The organism is Spirosoma pollinicola, from assembly GCF_002831565.1.
Taxonomy (GTDB): domain Bacteria; phylum Bacteroidota; class Bacteroidia; order Cytophagales; family Spirosomataceae; genus Spirosoma; species Spirosoma pollinicola.
Map to the genome: position 1 here is coordinate 3,425,306 of NZ_CP025096.1, position 21,166 is coordinate 3,446,471.

Consider the following 21,166-nt stretch of genomic DNA (forward strand, 5'->3'; position numbering starts at 1 on the left):
TATATTATACGTCATACATTATTATATATCCCAGTCTTTCAATGTGTCCAGCATACTGTAGGACGTTAAATCATACTTACAGGGCACAATGGACGTGTAATTTTGTGATAAAGCGTACTCGTCGGTGTCCTCGGCGTGGGTATCGAAGTTCACAAAGTCGCCAGCCAGCCAGAAATATCGGCGGCCATGTGGATCCCGGCGTTCATCGAATACTTCCTGCCATTTGGCATTTGCCTGCCGACAGATACGAATACCCTTCAAAGGCTCGGCGGTGCGGGCCGGGAAGTTCACGTTAAGGGCTGTTCCCCGCTCTATACCCCGCTTAAGCACAGTGCGGGCAATGGTTAGAATATGTTCGTGTGTATGCGAAAAATCGGGGTTGTGCGTGAAATCGCCAAGGGAGAAGCCGATGGCCGGAATCCCCTCAATGGCTGCCTCGATGGCCGCCGACATGGTTCCCGAATACAGAATACTGATGGATGAATTGCTTCCGTGATTGATGCCGCTAACGACCAGGTCAGGAGCGCGGTCTTTCAGGATGTGGTGTTTAGCCAGTTTTACGCAGTCGGCTGGAGTACCGGAACATTCATAGGCTGGCACATCGTCGAAAATGTCGGATGGATAGAGTCGAATTGGATTCGAAATCGTAATGGCGTGACCCATACCCGATTGTGGGCTGTTTGGGGCAACAACAACGACCGAACCGAGTTGTTTCATCAATTCAACGAGCGTACGAATACCATGAGCCGTAATGCCGTCGTCGTTCGTAATTAAAATCAGTGGTTTTTGCTCGGACATAAAATCAGGTTGTCAAGGGCCGATAGTTGATAAATGGTACTGCTCAGTGGCTTACGTACCCGCGTTACAACAACGTAATCAACCAGCAACTTTTCTTGCCGCTAAGCTACGCAAATACGGCGTAAGGCGGGTATTGATTCTGGCGCGGGATTTACCCGTGTCTGTTATAAACGCCAGCATTCGCTGGCATGGCTATTTTTTACTTGTATGCCAGCGAATGCTGGCATTCATAGCAGGCACGGGTAAATACCCGCGCCAGAGTCGCTCATACATGCCGTTTTTTAAATTGAAGCGGGTTTTCGCCGGTTACACGTCTGAAAATCTTGTTAAAATACGATAAGCTTTCAAAGCCCGACGCATAACAGGCCTCAGATACAGTGTTATCCAGGAGTAACAATTTCTGCGCTTGATTAATCCGGTATTGATTCAAAAACTGCGTAAATGTTAATCGGGTCATCCGTTTGAAATACCGGCAAAAGGCGGCCTCGGTGAGATTGGCCACTGTTGCGACTTCGGGTATCGAGAGTCGGCGCGTGTAGTGTTCGGCAATAAACTGGTTCACACGTTTAAAGCGTTGTTGCTCGTTGAGGTTGTAAGCACTGGTAACGGCTTCGCCTTGTAAGGGCGAAAATTCGGTGCTGGTTGCTAATAGCTGGAAAATGCTCAGTAACTGCATCAACCGGTCAAAAGGAGGGAGGGTTGCCAATTGATTGAGCCGTTCGCCAACCAGTTCTTTTGTACGCCCAAAAAAGGAGATGCCAGAGCGGGCGCGTTCAAACAGTGTAGAGATTGAGGCAAATTCGGGAGCCATCCAGAACATATCACCCAGAAAATTCTCTTTCAATTGCACCACCACTTTTCGGTGATCTGTCTTTACACCATAATCGAAATTCAGGTGAGGAATGTTCGGACCAATAAAAACCAGGTCACTGCCTTCGTAGCGTGAGATATGGTCACCCACATGCCGCGTGCCATTGGCCCCTTCGATGTAAACGATTTCATATTCGGGGTGGTAATGCCACAAGAAAACGTCGCTGAGTTGGGGTGTCAGTAATAAGTGGAACGAACTGTCGGTATCAGGGCTGATTTGTTCAAGGGCAACCTTCATAAATTAATCTATTTTGTCGCTTAATGACATTATGGCGACCTAATTGTAAAACCAAGAGCAATATAGTGCAAAAAGGGGCTAGTATCGTTCTACCAGCAGTGGCCGTTAATCAACTAACTTTGAGTCAACAAACTCCCCTAAACATCTTATTGTCTCATGGAAACAATGCAACCTACTGGTCCTACTGCCACTATGATTCCTGATAATGCCCACGTAGACATTCCCGGAAATCCATCTACAGCCACAAGTAGCAAAATCAACTTGAGTGACCGCTCAAACGGGAAACCCCTGCGCATTTTATCGGAAGAGGACTGGCAATTCTGGAAGGAAAACGGCTACATCGTTATTAAACAGGCAGTGCCGAAAGAAAATGCCGAACGACTGGCCCAATTCATTTGGGAGTTTGAAGAAAAAGACCCGACCGATCAGGCTACCTGGTATGCTCCGCCCCGCGCCGAAATGAAAATGAAAGAGCTGACAAACAGCGGAATGGTGGAACTTTATAATCACCAACTGGAATGGGACAACCGCCAGTACCCGCGGGTTTACGACGCCTTCGTTGATATCTGGGGCACGGAGAAATTATGGGTAACCATCGACCGGGCCAACCTGAATTTACCTGTGCGGCCGGGTTACGACTTCAAGGGATTTATTCACTGGGATTATGATCCCGAAACCCGTCCGCAAAATGTGCAGGGTGTTCTGGCTCTTGCCGATCAGACCGACGAGAATATGGGTGGTTTTCAGTGCCTACCCGAACTCTACCGCACCTACGATACCTGGAAGCTGACCCAGCCCGACGATCGCGACCATTTCAAACCCGATACCACTGGTTTCGACTTCGTGAAAGTAAAAATGGAAGCGGGTGACCTGCTGATTTTCAACAGCACTCAGCCCCACGGCATACGGCCAAATCGCTCGACCGACAAAGTACGGATAGCTCAATATATTTCAATGATGCCTGCCGAGGAGGATAACGAAGCCCTGCGGCAGTGGCGAGTTATGTCCTGGCGCGAGCGGCAGGCTCCCAAAGGTTACGCGTTCCCCGGCGATCCCCGTAACTGGGAGAAGGAGCGTTGTAAAACGGCCGAACTCTCGCCATTGGGCAAAAAACTCCTTGGACTGGATAAATGGGATTAGATGAGCACCTACTTAGTTGAGTGATGCCACATGTGACCGACATCACTCAACTAAGTAGGCGCAGATATGATTAGGCCTCCAGCGGACTACCGCTTAGATTTACCTCTGTTCGCTGGCCCTGCCGACTTTTGTAGCCCTGAATAGGGGAGTAGCTTTGTGTTTGTTTTCCATAATAGCCCGTACCGTCGTAAGCACGCAGGTGTGGGTCTTGTTTGCAGGCATTGGTGCAGGTGCCGCCATGTTCGTTACCACACTCTTCGCAAAGCGTAATGTGGTTGTTGCAAAGAGGGCTGGCGCAGTTAATCATGCGGCTGGTGGGCTTGTTGCAGCGAAAGCATACAGAAACCGTAACGGGGTTTATGTGGTTGACCGGCACCGTTACCCGGTTGTCGAATACGTAACATTCGCCTTCGAAATCTTCGCCACCTGTTTCCAGTCCATATCGGATAATGCCGCCGTGCAACTGATAAACATTCTCAAAACCCTGCGCTAACAGATAAGCCGAGGCCTTTTCGCATTTGATACCGCCGGTGCAGTATGTTATTATTTTTTTGTCGCGAAGGTGATCGAGTTCGTGAACATGGTCGGGGAGTTCGCGCAGATTTTCCATGTCAAACGTAATGGCCCCCTTGAATTTGCCTACCTCATGTTCGTAGTTCGACCGCATGTCGACTAATACCACATCCGGATCGTCCTTAAGTTTCCGAAACTCTTCTGGTTCAAGGTGAATACCCGTTTGCCGAAGCGGATCAACGGGCAGATCGGAGTGGACGATCTCGGCTTTTACGCGAACGTGCAGTTTCTGAAATGTATGAGTGTCGGTTTCGTCGACCTTGAACGCAATACCCGTAAAACGAGGATCAGCCTTAAGCGTATTCATATAGGCTTCACAATCAGCGGTGAGGCCGGAAATAGTGCCGTTTATCCCCTCAGGTGCTACAATCACACGCCCCAGCAAATTCAATTGCAGGCACAATAAGTGATGTTCTTCCCGATATTGTTCGGGATTGTCGATGAGCGAATAAAAGTAATATAGAAGGACTTTGTAGGGCTTCATGGTTACGGAAACAAGGCAAAAATTAGGCTGTCGAAACAGCAAAACGAGAAAAAATGGTACTCAATCGTTTTCTATGACAAAATTAAACCCAATTTGCGAAAGTTCATTGGTTCGATTTCTCTCTTTTTATGCACATTGCGATTACAGGAAACATTGGGGCTGGTAAAACAACGCTGGCCGAAAAATTAGCCAGACACTATGGATGGGAAGTTTTATATGAAGCCGTAGACGGGAATCCATATCTGGCTGATTTCTACGACGATATGCCCCGTTGGGCGTTCAATTTACAGGTTTATTTCTTGAATAGCCGATTTGCGCAGGTTAAACGTATTGTTGATATACAACGAGCCAACCAGACCAGTCAAAGTCACCAGCATACAGTGGTACAGGATCGGACGATCTATGAAGATGCCGCCATTTTTGCCCGCAATCTTTACGAGAGTGGCGACATGGTTGAGCGTGATTTTGAGACCTACCGCGAGTTGTTTACAAATATGACAAGTCTTGTTCGCCCGCCCGATCTGATGATCTATCTGCGGGCTGGATTGCCGAAGCTTCGGCAGCAGATACAGAAGCGCGGCAGGGTGTTTGAGCAGTCTATAAGTGAGGATTATCTGAGCAATTTAAATCGGTTGTACGAAGAATTTGCCAGCTCTTATCAACTTGGGCCGCTGTTAATTCTAGAAGTCGATACAATGGATTTTGCGCAAAACCCCGCTGACCTTGCTGAGATTCTACGTCAGATCGCAGACCGGTTAAGCCTAAAAGCTTGAAAAAACAGGTCGCTACCCTGCCTCAAGGGTAAAGCGACCTGTCGTGTGGAGAGCGGAAAAACAAGTATATACGGTTAGTAGAGTAATTCGGATTGCCTCATTATACCATCTTGACTATGAAAGACCCTTATTATCGACGCCCAGTTGTGCTGGCCATCGCCACTGCCGTTCTTGTGGTGGGTGCTTTTGCTTTGGCAAAACTGCATATTATTTCCTTTGCCACTCAGGGGGTAATAACAGCGATAGCGGTGGGTATCCAAATTGCACTTTATCGACAGAAAAAATGAGCACAAAACTCCGTAGTTCGCCATTCTGGATATTCGCATTTCCTAATAACGTTACCAACATGGGTTGAGTAAGTCACAAGCACATGCTTTCATCAGCTAACTAACCCATTAATGTAAAAAGCCTGGTTTGTAGTAAACAAGCCAGGCTTTATTGTTTCTTTTTGGGAATATTTATAGCTGCCCAAATTGATCTTCGATGCCTTTATATAAGTCAAAAGCTGCCATTACGGCAATGTTATGGCGCCTGGCGATCCAAAGTACAGTATCCACAATAAGATAAGCATCCTTTTGATGATTGCATACCTGCCAGACGGCGAAAGCGTCAGCATAGGTATGACCCGTTTCTTTAGCGATATTGACTAGCAAGGGTATGTTAGCCGGAAGTGGATTCATTGCACAATCCGTTAAAGTTGGTAAAGCCGTTTTCTCACCCATGATGCTTATAGCTTATACTATTTGAAAGATAAGCGAAAACATATCGGCAATGGCCTTTATCTTACCTAGTTATTCAGTTGGCTGCTCAACCGTTTAACGTGCTTGAACACTGAACTTAACCTTCTTCGGCCAACGGGAAGCCAGACACCAGCCAGATGAACTTCCCCAACATCGGAACTGGGCCTGCGGTAAGAATCCAAAAAGTCTGGATTTATTGCATAGGTTCTGTGAATACGAATGAAAGAAGGGTAAACGTCCAGGCAAATGGCGAGTGTTTTTGAAATTAATAGCTTTTTACCATCAATAAGATGGCAAAAAGTATAGTTGCCCTCACCAGACAGATGAGTGACAAACGAAGACACAGGTAACAGAACTCGTTTCATATTAGTGGGGAGTCAATAAGTAACTAATAACCATCGAAAATTACTAAATAACGACAGTCTATTGCGTCCAGTAGATAACTTATGTCTCTATACGTCAGGATATTTAGTAATCGGTAGTAGGATTGGTATAGATTGGCCGGGGATTGTATCAGCATGAATAATTGTAGTCTATAATTAGAAAATTAGACAAACAGACGCCTTTAAAATGAGTTAATTATAGCAGTAAATGGCTAAATCAGGCCAGCTAACGAATCAACTTTACTGTTGTGTGAACTACTATTGTAAGACGTAAAACGTATACTTTTGATGAATGGCCGCTTCAACCTTTCGTTATCAGCTACCAAAAAAAGCAATTAAAACGGATTGCCCGAATTGCGGTCCCAAACACCGCAGAACGCTCAGTCGATACATCGACACGCAAACAGGCGAACCACTTCCCGATATATATGGGCGCTGCGACCGCGAAAGCAACTGCGGGTATCACCTGAACCCTTATCAGAAAGGGCCTTCGGGGTTGTCATATTACGACGAAGTGAAAGCGCGTACCAGTATCGGGCCAATTCCTAAACTATGGTTTTCAATAGCCGCCCGCCAGAAGTATAATGGCGACACGAAGCAAAGCATAATTTCCAACCTGATACGTGAGGAAAATGCCACACTCGAACAGGCCGAACGGGTGGCCCAGTTCCTGTTCGACAAACCCGAAACTGGGCCGGTTGTGGCCGGATCAGCTCAGCAAAGCCAGGTATTTACCATTCCTGACGAAGTGCTTCAACAGTCGCTCGGACATTATGAGCGTAATCAGTTTGCCTGGCTGCTGCGTCGTCATTTTGGGGCCGGTGTTGCCGATAATCTGCTGAAGCGATTCAATATTGGCACATCCGGACGATGGCCGGGAGCGTGCGTTTTCTGGTATATTGATGAACGCCAACGTATTCGCGGAGGTCAGATCAAGTTATTTGACGACACCTTTCATACAGTCAAATACGTAGTTAAAGATGGCGAAAAACGAACCCGGACAACCTGGGTGCATTCGGCCTACGCCTGGCGTTGTGATCGGCAAAACCAACCCTATCCAGACTGGTTAACGGCCTATTTGGATGAGCGGAACGACGTTCAAAAGTCACCCTGTTTGTTTGGACTGCCCCAACTCCTTACCGCCCCCGCCGACCAGCCGGTAGCGATTGTAGAGGCTCCCAAAACGGCAGTTATTGGCACACCTTATTTTCCGGGATTTATCTGGCTGGCAGTGGGTGCCCTGTCGTATCTAAACGCCGAACGGCTGGCTCCGCTGCGGGGGCGAAAAATTGAGCTATTCCCCGATCTGTCGAAGGATGGCAGTGCATTTGATCGCTGGAATCGGGTTGCCGGTGAACTACTCGCACAAGGATTCAATATTACCGTGTCCACCTATCTGGAAGATAATGCAACCGAAGTCGAAAAGGCAGCAGGGCTTGATTTGGCTGATTTTTTGCTCGAACAGTGGAAAGAGTATCCACCCGATTGGGGCGAATAAGTTTCTGATAAAATTGACTGGCGTGAATTGGTTATTTATATTGACTGCGGCTGCAAAAAAGAAGTACCGGACAATGAGAGGAAGTAAGCTGGATTTATATTTAAGCAAGGGGTATTTTCGGATGCAGCAGGATGTGTTTACCTGTTTTGCTGTGCTGTTTGAGAATGCTGTTTGCCCTGTTCATTGGTTACGTATCGACCTGGCGAATGTAATTTTCGGCAAAGAACAAACCCGGCTTTTTCGTATCAACGAAAAATTTTCGGTAGACGTCAAACCATTGGTCATTACGCCGGAAATTGAGGTACTTTATACTACCTACAAGGCCGGAATAAATTTTGATGCACCGGAGACTGTTGAATCCTGCTTACTGGATGGGGCTACTTTTACCATGTTCGACACCTATGCCGTAGAAGTGAGAGACAACAATACCCTGATAGCGGTGGGCGTGTTTGATTCCGGGGCTCAAAGTATTGCCGGTATCATGAATTTTTACGACCCGGCCTACCGAAAACATAGCCTGGGAAAGTACCTGATGCTCCAGAAAATTAGCTACGCCCGACAGCAACACAAAACCTACTACTACCCCGGCTATCTGGCCAGCAACTACGATAAATTCAACTACAAGTTATTTGCCTGCGAAACTGCTACCGAAGTATTCGACGCCAACCGCGACCGATGGTATCCTTTTTCGTGGCAAACAGTTAATGTGCTGGCCGCCGAAATAATGAATGGACATTAGTAAGGTACAGTACTAACTTTTTCGATCAAAGGTCACAAAAGACTGTTGTATGTTGAAATGGTCTTTGACCGTGGATCGTAAGTGGGGTAATTATTGACGGGTGCTTAGACTGGAACCTGCGGCATACCATAAACGGGCAAGTGCTTTCTGGTGCTTTGACCGTAAGTCTTCCAGCTTGATCTGGAAGTCGATCAATGTTGCTTCGCGGCTGTTGACCAGAAAAAGCGAACTTTCTCCTAACTGGAATTTATTCACCTCGGCCCGCACCAGGGTTTGCTGGTTGGCCGTCGTCTGCTGTTGAGTAACGATCTGCTGCGCTAACATGGCCAGTTCATTCCAGGCACGCTGGACCGTCGTGAGAATATCACGGCCAGTTTGCTGACGCTCAAGGCCTATCTGCTGGTTCTGAATTTGTATCTGACGAAGTTTTCCGCGCTCTGCCCGTAAGAACAAAGGGAAGGCCAGATCTATGCCAATCTTATGGTTGTCGGGTTGAAAGCTGTATGTATTGGTTGCATCATAAGCGGCAGATGCCAGTGGTCCCCGGCTGAGTAAACTGGCTTCCACCTTTACCTTGGGTAACAGCAACGCCCTTCTGTACCGTTCCTCCAGCGTTAACTGCTGTTGTTTGAATGCTAATTTGACCAAATCGGGGTGTTGCTTGAACGCCTGACTGAGCAGTTCGTCGTACTGTGCCGGGCTCACCAGGTTAACATAAGCGGCTTGTGGAAAAACGATCGGGGGTAAGTCGACTGGCTCAGGAGACGATCCATTTTGACTGCGCCACAAGAACGTTGTCAGATTTAGTTGGGTATTCTGTAGGTCGACTAATGCCTGCTGTACCTGCACCTGCCGATTCTGAACGGTAATCAGCGCTTCGGTCGTATCAATAGGGGCCTCGTCGCCAATCAACACTCGTTGGCGAATGGCCAGAAAACGAGCCTGGGACAGCTCGTACCCGCGTTGTGTCCAGCGGTATTGCTGATGAGCCAGATACCAGTTCCAATATCCCTGAGCGGCTTCATATAACGTTTTGTTAATCAACGAAAGTCGGTCGGCGTCGGCCAGATTAATGGCTAGCTGAGCCTGCCGTAATGTATTACGACGTGCATCGATAAGCAGCCCCTGGGTGATGGGTACGCTCAGCCCCACGGCTACCAGTCCGGTAGGAGGGACGTTGTTTTCGGGATTCAGGTACTCGCCGGTATTGCGATCATAGGTCATTTTTACGTCCAGACCACCTGGCAGTATTGGCACCAGAAGGCCCGACTGCCATTTATCGTAGTAAAGCGTATTTCCGAAGTTCTTCCGATTGTAGGTCGAAAACAAGTTGGGGTCGAAAGCACCCCGCGCCAGCTGCACCATGGCCTGGGCCTCCTGACTCAACAGGGCTGCCTGTTTAACAAGGGGGTGATGCTGTAAAATAACCTGGTAAAAGGCGTCAGCGGTAAACACCTTCTCCGAATCAACCGGGGTTAGGGCAAATGCTGCGGACGGTGCTTTTCCGGTCGATGTTTCCATCGTATTTATGGCCGTACGCGATAAAACGGCGGAGGGCAGAGGTGCCGGATAAGCAACAGGGGGCTGGATGGGACGTGTCTGGCCTACGGCTCGTGTTGTCCCGACCCAGAGGACCCAAAGCCCGGCGAGGAGGAAAACGTATGGCTTCATAGGGGTTTGGCCTTTTCAGGTTCTTCTTTGAGTGTGGGTGGAAATCCATTGAGCTGTCGCCACAGTTCGTACCAGATGGGTACATCGTCGAGCATAACCCAGCCAACCACACCCGATCCCATGCGTAGTTGTGCGGGCCAGGGCTGATCGCCGGGTAGTGTTGCGGGTCTGACCAATAACCGATACATACCGTTGGTGCTGTTAACGACATCTATAACATCGACCCGACCGCCGAAGGTCCCGACCGCGACCGCTGGCCAACCCGAAAACTGGATCGCGGGCCAGCCATCAAATTGCAGCCGAACCATGCGCCCCTGTTGAATCAGGGGTACATCCATAGCCCGAACGTATAATTCAATGGCAATTGTCGGGTTGGCGGGTTGCAGGGTGGCAATGGATTCTCCTTCCTTGATCGTTTCGCCAATACCGGCTTTGAGGGATCGGACGATGTACCCCTGTTGGGGTGCCCGAATAACATACATACCCCGTCGGACATCGACATTGCTGATCTTGTTGCGCATCATCGCGATCTCGTTCGCGGCACTGGCTTTGCTGGACACGGCCGAACTTCGGTCCGACATTGTTTTAGCTATTTCCTGCTCATATTTGGCCTGAATGATCTGCAAGTCAAGCCGGGCATTGGCTAGTTTCTGACGGGTTACGTCCAGCTTGTTTTCCTGCGTAACAACCTTTGCATACTCTGACTGGATGGTAAGCCGCCGAGATTCCAGATCGGTTAACGAAAACAGCCCGTCCTGAAACCCCTTCTCGTATCGTTCGAGTCGGGAAACTGCAATCTGGTAGTTCCGGCGAATGGCAATCAGATCGGCGCTGTCAATACGCACCTCCAGCTGGCTTTGCCGAACGCGGTTTCTGGCAGTGGCAAGGTCTACCCTGACGCCTGTGCCTATGGCCAGGAGCTGACCATCCAATGCTTTGATCTTGGCTTCCGTTGCCAGTTTAGTCCCTTGCTTGGCTTCTAATTGTTCGTTGAGCCGTTGCGGAAGATTAGGGTCGAAATACTCGTCTTTTATCTCGGAAATAATGAGCAGCGTATCGCCTTTCCGGACGAATTGTCCTTCCCTAACCGACCACTTTTCAATTCGACCAGCAATGGCGTTCTGAAGAGATTGAGGCCTATCCTGTGGTGTCAGTGCTGTTACACTACCGGTACCGCTAATATTTTGGCGCCAGGGCAGGAACATTACAATAATTGTCAGGATCAGAAAAAACAGCATCCAGCGGCCTAGTCGGCGACTGCTTCGGGGATGAGGCAGTTTCTCAATCGTTTTCAGCGGATGGTCCGCCACGTTCTCAGCGTCAATGGATTGGTTGGATATATTAAGCATGAGTGGGCGTGTCGGTTTCTAAGGGCAAATCTGTGATAGCACCAATTTTTTCAACCCCGGCCAGCATATCGAAGACTGTATCGATGCTTGAGGTTAACTTTTCAACAGCTCCGGTAATGAGTACGATAACGAGTTCTGAGGCAACGAACTGGCCCAGCGATAGTTGTCGGCTAACGACGAGTGAGGTGCCCAAAATGAGCAGGCCGCCCGTAACCAGCGTTCTATACGCAACTGAGCTATAAAAAAAGCGCTTCAGGACCTTGAAATGGTCGTTTCGATGGTCGATGTAGTAGGCCAACCGTTGATCAATCTGGCGGATAGGGGTCGTGCTGCTATCCGGAGGGCGCTGCCCGGTAACCTCCAATGAATAGTTTTCGAGCCAGTCGACCACCTTGTATTTATCACTGGATTCTTTGATACTGGTTCGGGTGCCTTCTGGTCCGAACAGGCGAATAATACCATAAATAGCCAGCAAGGTGATTAGACCAAAACCCAGAAAAACAGGATGATAAAACGAGAGCAGTATGATGCCGAAGATAATCTGGATACCAGCTGCCGGAACGTCGATCAGCACTTTAGACATACCTTTCTGAAGCGTGACCACGTCGAAAAAGCGGTTCATCAGCTCGGGTGGGTAATAGGCATTGAGGGCCTCCGGCTGAATGCGGGGTAGTCGATGTGTAACTTCGAAAGCAGCTTTGGCAAATAGCCGTTGCTGGAGAATCTCCACCAGTGTGTACTGCACAATGGTGAGAATGCCTCCCACCAGTACCCCAACTATGACCAGCCCGATCATTACGTAAATAGAGCTAAAAAGCATACCGCTGGCTACCAGATTAAACACCGCCTGGATTCCCAGCGGTAATGTCAGGCCAATCAACCCTGTGATGATAGCGAATAAGAGTATATAAATTATATCTTTTCGTTCGGTGCCCAGTAGTCTCATTAACCGCTGCAAAGACGACGGAGGAGGCTGCACTTGCGAAATAACCGACATGATGATGGAGTAATGTTGAGATTAAAAAGACATTAAAAGCCTTTATGTAATAACGGCTTAAGTACTTTTAGGTTCAGACGGTATCTTTTGTACTTAACTCATAACTACCGCAGTGTCCTTTATATTCGTAGGATAAAATCGAGTATTTATAAAATATTATTCATTTTTTACTGGTAAAGTCTTAATACTGCCACGAAAAGTCTAGTATTATACATAGGCATTTATTTTGTAAACTTTTCTGTCTGCATCCTTCATTTGGTGCGAAAAGGAGCCAGCAGAAAAGATAATAACCTCTAAAAAGAGAAATTCAGACTATCTGGATGAATCAAGACAGCCTGAATTTATTTATAACCGCACAAGTATATCTAGTGCCGGATAGGACGATCCAGCGTATTTGCTTCGTCTTTCGACGCTGTTCCCAGTTTAGCACCATAGCCAGCAGCCACTACGCCAATCAGGAGGCCGAAGAAGCCAAAGATAGCGGCCTTCGACGCAGCCGACGCGGCTGCATCAGCTGTATGACGGGCCTGTATTTCGGTTTCCTTTTTCGCCTGCTCGAATTTGACAGCTGCCTGTTTGTAGGTGTTGATCCAGTTGTCGACGATTTGCTCGGATTCAGCCTGGCTTTTCCCGGTCCGTTTCATAACAACATTCACGGCATCCTCCCGATCCACACTATTAACTGTAGACTGACCCTGTTTAAATAAGCGCTTGAACAATCCACTGACCAGGTCATCGGTGGCCTGAGGATCTGTTACAGCCCGGTTGACGGCTAATTTGCTTTCCTGACCTGCCTGATCGGCCTTGCGTTCCAGTGTGTTGGGGTTTAACTTTGGATCGCCCGTTTGCCGTAAAAGTTTGTTTGCTTCCTCTTTGAGGTCAGTCAAATCCAGGTTCCCTAAATCAATTCCATTCTCTTTTAGCTGACCTTGAACGGCATTTCCGATGCCCGGCGCAGCGGCCGCAACCGCAGACCCTGCCGTGCTTACAAGACTACCTACTAAACGACCTGCTCCACCAATGAGACTGCCCAGGGTCGTTGTTAGAAAATATATAGTGACCAACGTGGCCAGACACCAGGTCAACACACCGTGAATAATTCCATCAAAAAGCCGGGGTGCACTAGCCAGCCGACCGGCTATCCATCCGCCCATTAGCAAAGAAAGCAGACTGCTTATGATATACCAGACTGCGCTTCCCGTTCCCAGTCCAGCGGCCGGGTTCTGTTCCGCTACGGGGTCGACAGTACTTAAGCCAATGCCCAAACCCAACAGGGTGAACAGCATTTGGGCTACGATGGTGACAAGGACGCCGGCGAATATGGCACTCCAGGAAATGCGTTTCATAAAGCTGCCTGGATTTACTGAGTGAGCTGGATTCGTTGAGTAAGTAGATTGCATACGATTTGGGATGTTAGTTGACTAATTCTGTAAATTGATTGACCAGGTATTGTCCGGCCGATGTTAATCGATTTGAAAAAGCGAACCCCCGACTCGCAAGGAACCGGGGATTCTTTCCTTAACGTTGAGTAAATAGTAATTATCGTTCAGGCGGTTTGCCTATGTCAGTGCATTTTTTGCCTTATCGATTCCCGATTTAGCATCCTCGGCAAATTGTTTTGCCTTGTCCTGAGCTTTATTTGACAAGGTTTCCAGCTCGTCCTCAGCTTTGCTGGTAGTGATTCCTACATTGGTCTTGATGTGCTCAATAGCTTCTCTGGCCTGATCCTTCGTTTTATCCCATTGGTTCTTAACCTCTTTGGTTTGATCCGTTACTGCGCCTGCAATCTGGCTTCGGGTTTCTTTGCCAGAACGCGGGGCAAACAGAAAGCCTGCTGCCAGACCAGCAACAAGACCTGTTAGCAGACCTGATAAATAACGCTGGTCGGTGAGATAATCCTGGGGTTGTTTTCGTATTGTGAATCTCATAGTATGTATGATTTAATAAACTTAGTACGATTTATTTATGATCGTGTTTCGGCTGGTATGGAAAAAACCGTACCACATTACTCATATTTCAGTAGGTTACTGAAACTAAGTAGTTTACGTATTTTTACACAATTAGTAAGTATATATAGTTGGGTAATTTTACTCGCAATACGGGGAAATATGACCCTATAGGTCTATCTGATAGACTATTAAATAAACTGTGTCTGGTTAGTGTGCTAGTATAAAAGATAGCTTTCAACTAGATACTTATACCAATAAACCCCTGAACCAGTCGATCCAGGGGTTTATTGGTATAAAAAGCGTCAGGAAAATGCTGGCCTTTGAGGAGAATTTAATTTTTTGATATGTCGGGCAGTTGGCTTTGATTCCTTAGGGGAGGTTTCGGGTATTTCTGACAAAATCCAACTGAATTTAGTTCAAGGTTTCTTCCGTCATATACGCTACTTAATCGGGAAAAAGTATGTGCAACGATCACTTTTTGGCAATACGATATAGTCTGCCCTGATCGGTGATGGCGTATAAAGCCCCGTCATTTCCCTGCGTAACATCCCGAAAACGCTGTTGCTCACCCGACATCAGCCGTTCTTCGCCCACTACTTTGTTATTCTCAATAACGAGTCGAACAATGTGCATACCACTCAATGCGCCAACAAACAGGTTATTTTTCCATTCGGGCATGGCATCGCTGTTGTAAAAGGTCATGCCGCTGGGCGATACTACCGGGTCCCAATAATACACAGGCTGCTCTAATCCTTCCTTTTGCTGAATAGCCTGGCCTACCTTTTGTCCACTGTATTCAATGCCGTAGGTAATGGTTGGCCAGCCATAGTTTTTGCCGGGTTGAATCCGGTTGATTTCATCGCCCCCGCGTGGGCCAAACTCACTCTCCCAAATATCGCCCGTAACTGGATTGACCGCCAAACCCTGCACGTTGCGGTGGCCATATGAATACAACTCCGGGCGGGCACCAGCCTGGTTGGCAAAGGGATTCCCGGATGCGGGCTGACCATCTTTTGTGATTCGAATAACTTTACCCAGTCCAGAGTTAAGCGATTGAGCCTGCGGGCGAGTCACTAGATCGGAGCGTTCGCCGGTGCTGATAATCAGATTCCCGTCCTGACCAACCAACACACGACCGCCGTAGTGCAGCGTACCCTTATAAGCGGGCGTGGCGCGGTAGATGACCGTTGGATTCTCTATTTTCGTCTCATCGGCCGATAGTTTTCCTTTGGCAACGGCTGTCAGATTCCCATCTGGCCGGGGTTCCGAAAATACCCAGTAGACCAGGCGGTTGGTCGCAAAATCCGGATCGACCCGAACGCCCAGCAAACCGCCCTGTCCCGACGAATTAACAGTTGGCAGGCCCGTAATTGGGATGCTAACCTGACCGGCTGGCGTCACCAGCCGCATAGTACCCTCCCGTTCAGTAATGAGTAGCCGCCCATCGGGCAAACTTGTTATGCCCCAGGGACTTTTGAGCGCTTCGGTCATCACTTTACCCTCATATGGGGTGGTCGTTTTGACGCTGGTAATGCGGGTTTGCCCCGCAAAGGCTGGTTTATAAGTCGAGTTAGGGGCATTGGTTTCGACTGGTGCAGTTGCCCCACTGGTCGATGCTGTTTGCTGATTAGCAGCATTCTGACCACAGGCTGTTAACGCACTAACAGTTAAATAAGCCAATACATAGGGTGATAGGGAACTCATTTTCTTCATTTTCATACAAGTAAAATTGTTTTTGTTGGTTAAGAATCTGGCCAATCTTGTTTGATGATTGGTTCATTTGGTAGCATGGATTTATTCAGGGCCATTGGGACAGGCGTAAACGTCAGCACTTGTGATCGTACTGGAATACCTAGAGACTTCTCAACAAAACAGTTGGTCGATAAATGCCCTATTTATCCGACCAACTGTACACAATCGGCTTAACCGGTTATGTATTAGCGCAATTGAGACGTAAAACGAAAAGACACCCTTTGTCTTGTTACTACTGATTGCTTTGTAAATTATTGCCCCTACTTACCCTTAAAAGAGGGGTAAGTAGGGGCTGGGTGTATTTTAATTAGTACACCAGATTCACCTTCCGGCCACTGGCTGCTGCCTGATAAATACCTTCTAGTACTCTCATATCTTTTTTGCCTTCTTCTCCGGATATATGAGCTGGTAAAGGTTTAGCCGACAGGATGTGTTTGGCAATATCATCTACCATAGCTGCCTGCTGATTGACAACGGGGAAATTAAACACTGCCTCACTGGTACGACCTTTAAACGGACCATAGCTCAGAGCGGGTTCCAGTTCAAAGTAGCCCTCATCTGCCGATGCAAAAAATCGATCGATATTACAGTTCGATGTGCAGGAGGACGTGCAAATAGCTCCACTGGGGAAGTAAAGCTGCCAGGTGATATTTTCTTCCACCTCTTTGAACAGATCAGGCATGGTAACAGGCCCAAATTGAGCCGTAACCGCTATTGGTTCTTCGCCTAACACGTATCGGCTGCTCTGAACGCAATAAACGCCCAGATTCATCAATGGCCCACCGCCCGCTATGGCTTTTTTCAAATGCCAGTCATCAGGACTTATACCGGCTAACCGATAGCCTAACGAAGCCTCAATTAGTCGTACCTGTCCGAAGACCTTGTTTTGGCCTAGTCGTTTCAGTTCAATATGGTGAGGGTCGTAGTGTAAGCGATAACCAACGGCTAATTGCACACCTGCTTTTTGGCAGGCATCAATCATTTCCTGACAATCTTTTTCGGTAAACGCCATCGGTTTTTCAACGATAACATGCTTACCGGCTTTGGCAGCCCGGAGGGTGAATTCTTTGTGTAATCCGTTTGGAAGCGTAATATATACTACGTCTATATCCGGGTTGTTCGCGATTTGATCGAAATTCTGGTAGGTATAGCTGTTCTTAGTCGGTATGCTGAACTCATGCTGCCACTGAGCCGCTTTTGCAGGTGTGCCCGTGACGATACCGGCCAGACGACAGGATTGCGACGCCGGTATCGCTCCTTTGAGAACGTTGGCATAACGGCCTAATCCGCAGAGTGCAATGTTTAATTTTTTGTTGTCAAAACCGTTATACTCTTCCGGAGTCATGGCCGAAAGGGACGGCAAGATCATGGATGCGCCAAGCCCCCAGCCAATTTGCCCGAAAAAAGTGCGTCTTGAAAGAGTGGCCATTGTAGGAGATCCTTTTGAAAGCTGTTTAGTTCTGCCTGACAAAGGTAGGGGAGCACCCTGAAGCCAGTGCTTTTATTCCACGGGCGGGGTAAAGAAGGGACAAACGTAATCGAGCGCCAGGGCTGGATTACGTCATTCTGTCAAATCGCATCGAGTACAGACCCTAAGTCGAAATCCATCCAACTTTTCTGCGCCAGGCATAATACTCTTCCAACTGCAAATGTTTGTCGTTTTCTGCTGGTTGTTCTTCTTGTTCAACTTCCATTTGAGCTGTCAATTCAAGTAGTCGCTCCTCAATGCTATTTAGCCCTAACTTCAGCCGACGTTGATTCACCTGGTCGACAGAATCATCAAGCCGATAAGGCAAAAGTATACCTTGTTCGTCGCTTACAAACTGAGTTCCATAAGATTGGGGACGATCCTCATACATGGCAATCCGGTCTGACAGAAATACCATACTGACGGGATTGATAGTCCTTGTCTTTTCCTGCTCCTGCATTAAAGTAAGAGCACTTTTCATGAATGAAGGCAGGCTGATCGCATGTTGAACCAGCAACCAGGCGGCTTGACTGGCTTCCTCTCCAACTTGTTCCTGAGCTGGCCAGCCAATGTGGACAATGATTTCCTGAAGTCGCCGGGCATTATCGAGATGCACCGCTTCTATTTCCGGGTTATAGACCCGAAATAGCTTACCTTCTGTAACAAGCCGTTACTTAACGTCAAGATCGTGCCCGCGTCGTTCGATCAAATCGTTGGCAATTTCAGGATATAGCATATAAATCAGTTTTACCGGAAACGTTTGCCAGGCCAGCCAGCCTATCCGCCCTAGCGTGTTACTTAGGGACTAATTAGCGAATTGTATCCTTGCGGTTTATTTCTGCCTGAACGCTCTTCAGATTTTGATGATTTCTAGACCCAAGTAGAAAAGCACCAAGTAGCAATATAACAGGAAGGACAAAACCTTTATGTGTAGCTGACCAAACAGCAATGCCAACTAAAAAACCGATGAACACAGCAGTTGTGATTTTTTGTGATTTCAATGTTTTCTCTTCTAACACTAATTCGTCACGTGTCAATTTAGAGTAGTCTTTACTGGCTAGCATAGCTTAATTTTTGACTTTGAAATAAAACACGTGTAAGATTAATTATTTATCCTGACTATGAATAGCACATTATAAAAGGCAGTACCTAACAGGATGGGCCCGAACCAAACCAGTAAACTTAGGCTTGCCCATAAAAAATAACTACTGTTTACAATGGCGGCTTGGTTTCGGCAAAGTTGGCTCCTCAACTGGTCCACCTCTAAGGTGTTCATCTGTCAAAAAGATTTTGCCCTGTCAAGGCATTTACGTTGACGCAAGTAACTCAAAATTGGATGGCAGACTTGCTTTGCAGTGGCTTCGCACCGTCAACTTAAACCTGCTCAACGAGCTAAACGTCTACCTAATAAGACGTGAAACCTGTTACAAGTAACACGTCTTCAACTCCCGCCATTGGCCCATCACTCAACTCCCCAAGGGGCTGACGGTGGGCGATTCACTGGCCTGAATACGAGTCATTTGCCCTTTTTCATACCCGTTCGATTGGGTTGCCGGGCATCCTTTGGGAGCGTTTAGCCTGTCATCGGGAAGCGACACCACGCGGAGCGTAGTCAATGCTCTGCGTTTCGAATTTGTAATTCTTTCTTTACAGAGTGTAAATCATTTATGTTAATCCACACAATAGAGGATAAGGCAAGAAAGGTTACCAGTAAAGGAAGGGCAACGCTGGAACCCTGCTTAACCCATAAAAATATTGATAGAGTTACCCCTGCAATTAGCATCCCGGACAATATGCCTGTCACAAATCCTGTAGTCTTCTTACGTTTGAGCAAGGCTTCGTTGCTCATCTCCTGAATTTTCTGGTTTTTCATTTGTTTAATTTAGGATAAGAATAAGGTAACTTCATGGGAGAGGGAGCCTGTCAGCGGAGGGCTGGACTGTGAAGACCGAAACTGACCCAATTCAGGTGGTCAGCTTGTCGACCGAAACTCGCCAATGAGCCAAACCAATTGCCTTTTGGGGCGGCATCATTGTCGCCCGAAACCTGGCTTTTACTCATATCCTTGCCCTGCCACCCACCACCAACGGGTGTTCATGGTGGGCGCGAAACTCCACTAAACGCATAAAACACAGACCTTTACACACTCATCATGTTGGACTGGAAATTCTCCTCTGGGACGGGCTTCCTGTCAATGGAAAGTTACCTTGTGTGGAACGAAAACTATGACAGTTAGAATAGTTTCTTGTCACTGAGTTAGTCCCTACCTGCGGTGATATTAACCATCCAGTTTACTCCATACAAGTCAGTAACCATCCCAAACGTATCCCCCCAAAACTGCTTGATTAACGGGGCCGTTACCTGCCCCTTTTCTGCCAGCTTGTTAAAGTAGTCTGTGAATGCAGACTCGTCAGAACCTTCGAGCGATAACCCGAACTGGCCTGAATTTTTAGTTTCAGTATTATGAGGGTTGTCACTGGCCAAAAGGGTAATAACGCCACTCAGTTTAGCGAACATAACCTTTGATTTCATCTCCTCACTGTTTGCTTTAGGGTCTTTATGAGCGTCTGGTGGTCCTTGTCCGTAGGGCGTGAGCACTAACTCTCCACCAAAAATACTTTTATAGAACTCCATTGCTTGCCGACAATTGCCGCCAAAGAAAAGATGGGGATTGAGTTTGATTATTGGTTGTGTCATTTCATTTACGATTGAGTCTTGAAAGAATATTTTGGTAGTCCTATCCTAAAATTAGGGGAGAATTCGGCTTGTCAACCGCAACCCGAAAATGCAAGCCCAGACCTGCCTAACCGGTGTGTTTACTATGTCAGCCGTAACCCGGCTAACGAGCCAAAATCTGCACTTTTGAGACGTACGGCTTGTCGAAGGTAGCCCGCCTTTAACTCAATGCATGGGTCCGTCACCAAACACCCACAGGTGTTGATGGTAAGCAAGCTACTCAAAAAAACGGACGTACTTTCAATATTTACATACCTGTTTTAGTTGGGCTGCAAATCTTCCTTTGGGACGTGCTCAATGTCGCCCGAAGGCCGAAAAATAGAAATGAAAAACAATACTGAACTACTGATTAAACTCGCTATTAAAAAAATCAGAAAATATGGTTCACTATCTTCATTAAGGTCCCCAATCAGAAAAAGTATAAAAGCATTCATAAACGCCATTAAAAAAATGGCTGCGGTGACCCTTATACTTTTGATTTCGGTTTTATACACTAGAAACAAGAAGATTAAAGAAGGAGGCAAGTTCGCTAATAAGTTGGCAGTAAATATTTGCCCTGGCTTATCTGATAAAAAGACTTTATTGATTGAGGCAACTAGATAACCATCAAAAGTCATGATGTATATCTGTAAGATTGGGGCAAACGAAGAAGCCACAAACACAGCAGTCAATATTAAGGGTAACAGCAGCCGTCTTTTTGAATTTTGTTTCATTTTAAACTGATTACTATATAAACTCAAAGGCTTACCTGTCGGGGCGGTTGGCTTGTCGCCGAAGACTTGGGAAACTCTCTTTTTAGCTGGCCTAATTGGGGCGTCTCTCGTGTCAGCCCAAACCCGCCAAACGAGTCTAAAATTTCCTTGCGAGACGCTTATCCTGTCACAGGTAACCCGCCCATGACTCCCATTTTGGCTGGTTCACCCAACGCCACCATGTGCTGATGGCGACGCAGGAGCCTTTACACACATGGCCGGTTGGGCTGCCGACGTTGACCTTGCGGCAAGCAGC

24 protein-coding genes are annotated in these 21,166 nt (G+C 47.4%); 5 read left to right on the forward strand and 19 right to left on the reverse strand.

The genetic code is table 11. The annotated features are described in order from the left end of the window. Positions 1 to 21 precede the first annotated feature (21 nt). Complete coding sequence (surE, locus tag CWM47_RS14270; RefSeq protein ID WP_100988613.1) at positions 22 to 798, reverse strand: 5'/3'-nucleotidase SurE; 777 nt, start codon at positions 796 to 798, stop codon at positions 22 to 24. A 265-nt stretch (positions 799 to 1,063) separates the two neighbouring features. Beyond that, entirely contained in the window at positions 1,064 to 1,906 is an 843-nt protein-coding gene (locus CWM47_RS14275) for an AraC family transcriptional regulator (RefSeq protein WP_100988615.1), read from the reverse strand. Positions 1,907 to 2,071: 165 nt separating this feature from the next. On the opposite strand from CWM47_RS14275, the gene CWM47_RS14280 reads away from it, so the two are divergent. After that, positions 2,072 to 3,046 carry a phytanoyl-CoA dioxygenase family protein gene (locus CWM47_RS14280; RefSeq protein ID WP_100993876.1) on the forward strand — a complete coding sequence of 325 codons (975 nt, stop codon included), beginning with the start codon at positions 2,072 to 2,074 and terminating at the stop codon, positions 3,044 to 3,046. Between the two features lie 70 nt (positions 3,047 to 3,116). Here CWM47_RS14280 and trhO read toward each other — a convergent pair whose 3' ends face one another. Beyond that, positions 3,117 to 4,103: an oxygen-dependent tRNA uridine(34) hydroxylase TrhO gene (gene trhO / locus CWM47_RS14285; protein WP_100988617.1), complete on the reverse strand. Its 987-nt coding sequence runs from the start codon at positions 4,101 to 4,103 to the stop codon at positions 3,117 to 3,119. A 128-nt stretch (positions 4,104 to 4,231) separates the two neighbouring features. Here trhO and CWM47_RS14290 point away from each other — a divergent pair, with 128 nt between their 5' ends. Next, a complete protein-coding gene (locus CWM47_RS14290; protein WP_100988619.1) occupies positions 4,232 to 4,876 on the forward strand; it encodes a deoxynucleoside kinase in 645 nt (214 codons plus the stop codon). 116 nt (positions 4,877 to 4,992) lie between these two features. Next, positions 4,993 to 5,163 (forward strand): hypothetical protein, encoded by a 171-nt coding sequence (locus CWM47_RS38130; RefSeq protein WP_157815966.1) that lies wholly within the window; start codon positions 4,993 to 4,995, stop codon positions 5,161 to 5,163. Positions 5,164 to 5,334: 171 nt separating this feature from the next. Here CWM47_RS38130 and CWM47_RS14295 read toward each other — a convergent pair whose 3' ends face one another. Together CWM47_RS14295 and CWM47_RS40225 are read right to left on the reverse strand one after the other, a co-directional pair. Continuing rightward, the gene (locus CWM47_RS14295; protein WP_100988621.1) at positions 5,335 to 5,556 is read right to left on the reverse strand and encodes a hypothetical protein; all 222 of its coding nucleotides are present in this window, start codon (positions 5,554 to 5,556) and stop codon (positions 5,335 to 5,337) included. Positions 5,557 to 5,663: 107 nt separating this feature from the next. After that, the gene (locus CWM47_RS40225; protein WP_100988623.1) at positions 5,664 to 5,981 is read right to left on the reverse strand and encodes a LytTR family DNA-binding domain-containing protein; all 318 of its coding nucleotides are present in this window, start codon (positions 5,979 to 5,981) and stop codon (positions 5,664 to 5,666) included. A gap of 310 nt (positions 5,982 to 6,291) precedes the next feature. Here CWM47_RS40225 and CWM47_RS14305 point away from each other — a divergent pair, with 310 nt between their 5' ends. Then, complete coding sequence (locus CWM47_RS14305; RefSeq protein WP_100988625.1) at positions 6,292 to 7,497, forward strand: DUF6371 domain-containing protein; 1,206 nt, start codon at positions 6,292 to 6,294, stop codon at positions 7,495 to 7,497. A 73-nt stretch (positions 7,498 to 7,570) separates the two neighbouring features. Then, entirely contained in the window at positions 7,571 to 8,236 is a 666-nt protein-coding gene (locus tag CWM47_RS14310) for an arginine-tRNA-protein transferase (protein ID WP_100988627.1), read from the forward strand. A gap of 90 nt (positions 8,237 to 8,326) precedes the next feature. Here the strand turns inward: CWM47_RS14310 and CWM47_RS14315 are convergent, their stop codons facing one another. The 14 genes from CWM47_RS14315 to CWM47_RS14370 form a co-directional block, all read right to left on the reverse strand. Next, complete coding sequence (locus CWM47_RS14315) at positions 8,327 to 9,907, reverse strand: TolC family protein (protein WP_240625904.1); 1,581 nt, start codon at positions 9,905 to 9,907, stop codon at positions 8,327 to 8,329. After that, positions 9,904 to 11,256: an HlyD family secretion protein gene (locus tag CWM47_RS14320; RefSeq protein WP_100988629.1), complete on the reverse strand. Its 1,353-nt coding sequence runs from the start codon at positions 11,254 to 11,256 to the stop codon at positions 9,904 to 9,906. Before CWM47_RS14320 ends, CWM47_RS14315 begins: the two co-directional genes overlap by 4 nt. Then, complete coding sequence (locus CWM47_RS14325; protein ID WP_100988630.1) at positions 11,249 to 12,253, reverse strand: ABC transporter transmembrane domain-containing protein; 1,005 nt, start codon at positions 12,251 to 12,253, stop codon at positions 11,249 to 11,251. Before CWM47_RS14325 ends, CWM47_RS14320 begins: the two co-directional genes overlap by 8 nt. 365 nt (positions 12,254 to 12,618) lie before the next feature. Continuing rightward, a complete protein-coding gene (locus tag CWM47_RS14330) occupies positions 12,619 to 13,653 on the reverse strand; it encodes a hypothetical protein (RefSeq protein WP_100988632.1) in 1,035 nt (344 codons plus the stop codon). A 159-nt stretch (positions 13,654 to 13,812) separates the two neighbouring features. After that, the gene (locus CWM47_RS14335) at positions 13,813 to 14,181 is read right to left on the reverse strand and encodes a YtxH domain-containing protein (protein ID WP_100988634.1); all 369 of its coding nucleotides are present in this window, start codon (positions 14,179 to 14,181) and stop codon (positions 13,813 to 13,815) included. 492 nt (positions 14,182 to 14,673) lie between these two features. Next, positions 14,674 to 15,915: a PQQ-dependent sugar dehydrogenase gene (locus CWM47_RS14340; protein WP_206170676.1), complete on the reverse strand. Its 1,242-nt coding sequence runs from the start codon at positions 15,913 to 15,915 to the stop codon at positions 14,674 to 14,676. Between the two features lie 346 nt (positions 15,916 to 16,261). Beyond that, entirely contained in the window at positions 16,262 to 17,383 is a 1,122-nt protein-coding gene (locus CWM47_RS14345) for a Gfo/Idh/MocA family protein (RefSeq protein WP_100988635.1), read from the reverse strand. Between the two features lie 163 nt (positions 17,384 to 17,546). Further along, positions 17,547 to 18,038, reverse strand: coding sequence for a DUF6624 domain-containing protein (locus CWM47_RS14350; RefSeq protein WP_240625905.1), 492 nt, complete (start codon positions 18,036 to 18,038; stop codon positions 17,547 to 17,549). Between the two features lie 193 nt (positions 18,039 to 18,231). Then, positions 18,232 to 18,486: a hypothetical protein gene (locus CWM47_RS14355; RefSeq protein WP_100988637.1), complete on the reverse strand. Its 255-nt coding sequence runs from the start codon at positions 18,484 to 18,486 to the stop codon at positions 18,232 to 18,234. Positions 18,487 to 18,888: 402 nt separating this feature from the next. After that, the gene (locus tag CWM47_RS38135) at positions 18,889 to 19,038 is read right to left on the reverse strand and encodes a hypothetical protein (RefSeq protein ID WP_157815967.1); all 150 of its coding nucleotides are present in this window, start codon (positions 19,036 to 19,038) and stop codon (positions 18,889 to 18,891) included. Then, the gene (locus CWM47_RS14360) at positions 19,035 to 19,295 is read right to left on the reverse strand and encodes a redox-active disulfide protein 2 (protein ID WP_100988639.1); all 261 of its coding nucleotides are present in this window, start codon (positions 19,293 to 19,295) and stop codon (positions 19,035 to 19,037) included. The genes CWM47_RS38135 and CWM47_RS14360 overlap by 4 nt, the downstream gene beginning before the upstream one ends. Before the next feature lie 50 nt (positions 19,296 to 19,345). Then, the gene (locus CWM47_RS38140; RefSeq protein ID WP_157815968.1) at positions 19,346 to 19,483 is read right to left on the reverse strand and encodes a hypothetical protein; all 138 of its coding nucleotides are present in this window, start codon (positions 19,481 to 19,483) and stop codon (positions 19,346 to 19,348) included. Between the two features lie 195 nt (positions 19,484 to 19,678). Next, positions 19,679 to 20,119 carry a VOC family protein gene (locus CWM47_RS14365; RefSeq protein ID WP_100988641.1) on the reverse strand — a complete coding sequence of 147 codons (441 nt, stop codon included), beginning with the start codon at positions 20,117 to 20,119 and terminating at the stop codon, positions 19,679 to 19,681. 299 nt (positions 20,120 to 20,418) lie between these two features. Continuing rightward, on the reverse strand, positions 20,419 to 20,871 hold the full coding sequence (locus tag CWM47_RS14370; RefSeq protein ID WP_100988643.1) for a hypothetical protein: 453 nt from the start codon (positions 20,869 to 20,871) through the stop codon (positions 20,419 to 20,421). Positions 20,872 to 21,166: the final 295 nt, after the last annotated feature.